2 tRNA genes and 1 rRNA gene are annotated in these 818 nt (G+C 47.3%); all 3 read left to right on the forward strand.

The features are described from left to right. Nucleotides 1-150: 150 nt before the first annotated feature. The 3 genes from rrf to E0698_RS26260 all read left to right on the forward strand — a co-directional run bounded on the left by rrf (nt 151) and on the right by E0698_RS26260 (nt 479). Nucleotides 151-267, forward strand: a 5S ribosomal RNA gene (gene rrf, locus E0698_RS26250). Between the two features lie 38 nt (nt 268-305). Beyond that, nucleotides 306-382 (forward strand) — tRNA-Ile (locus E0698_RS26255). 21 nt (nt 383-403) lie between these two features. After that, a tRNA-Ala gene (locus tag E0698_RS26260) sits at nt 404-479 on the forward strand. The last annotated feature ends 339 nt before the right edge of the window (nt 480-818 follow it).

An 818-nucleotide genomic window follows, 5' to 3' on the forward strand; every position in this document is an offset into this window, starting at 1 on the left:
GTATCGGAAGGTGCGGCTGGATCACCTCCTTTCTATGGAGAATCGTTTCCTGCAACGGAAACATTCAAATATGAAGCATAAGCTTCAAAACTCAGGTTTAGGCCTGTTACTCACTCGTTGCTCAGTTTTGAGAGCTCAAACTCTCAAACGTTTGGTGGCGATAGCGGAGGGGTTCCACACGTACCCATCCCGAACACGACCGTTAAGCCCTCCAGCGCCGATGGTACTTGGACCGCAGGGTCCTGGGAGAGTAGGACGTCGCCAAGCGCAACCACTAAAGAAGAACTTCTTTGGTGGTTTATTATGGGCCCTTAGCTCAGCTGGTTAGAGCGCACCCCTGATAAGGGTGAGGTCGGTGGTTCGAGTCCACTAGGGCCCACCATATAACTTTATATCACCTTTTGGGGCCATAGCTCAGCTGGGAGAGCGCCTGCCTTGCAAGCAGGAGGTCAGCGGTTCGATCCCGCTTGGCTCCACCAATTACAACTTCATCAAAAAAACTGCATGATGATCATCCACTCTTCAGAGTTGGGCTGATAATCACACAGGTTACTGTTTCCTTGAATCAGTATTGCACCTTGAAAACTGGATACCGAAACGAAATTGCGTTTTAGAATATTCCTTTAAGCTGATCTTGTGTAAACAAGTGAAATAAAGGTAGCAGGTAAGGAAAGATCTTTTGCCTTTGGCAAACATCATTCTTTATCGAACATTGATATTTTCTTTCTTTGAAAGAAAAATCTAGGTTAAGCTACAAAGAGCACACGGAGGATGCCTAGGCGCCAGGAGCCGACGAAGGACGTGGCGAACAACGATAA

The sequence above is a fragment of the Paenibacillus sp. 23TSA30-6 genome (assembly GCF_014858585.1).
Classification (GTDB): Bacteria; Bacillota; Bacilli; order Paenibacillales; family Paenibacillaceae; genus Paenibacillus.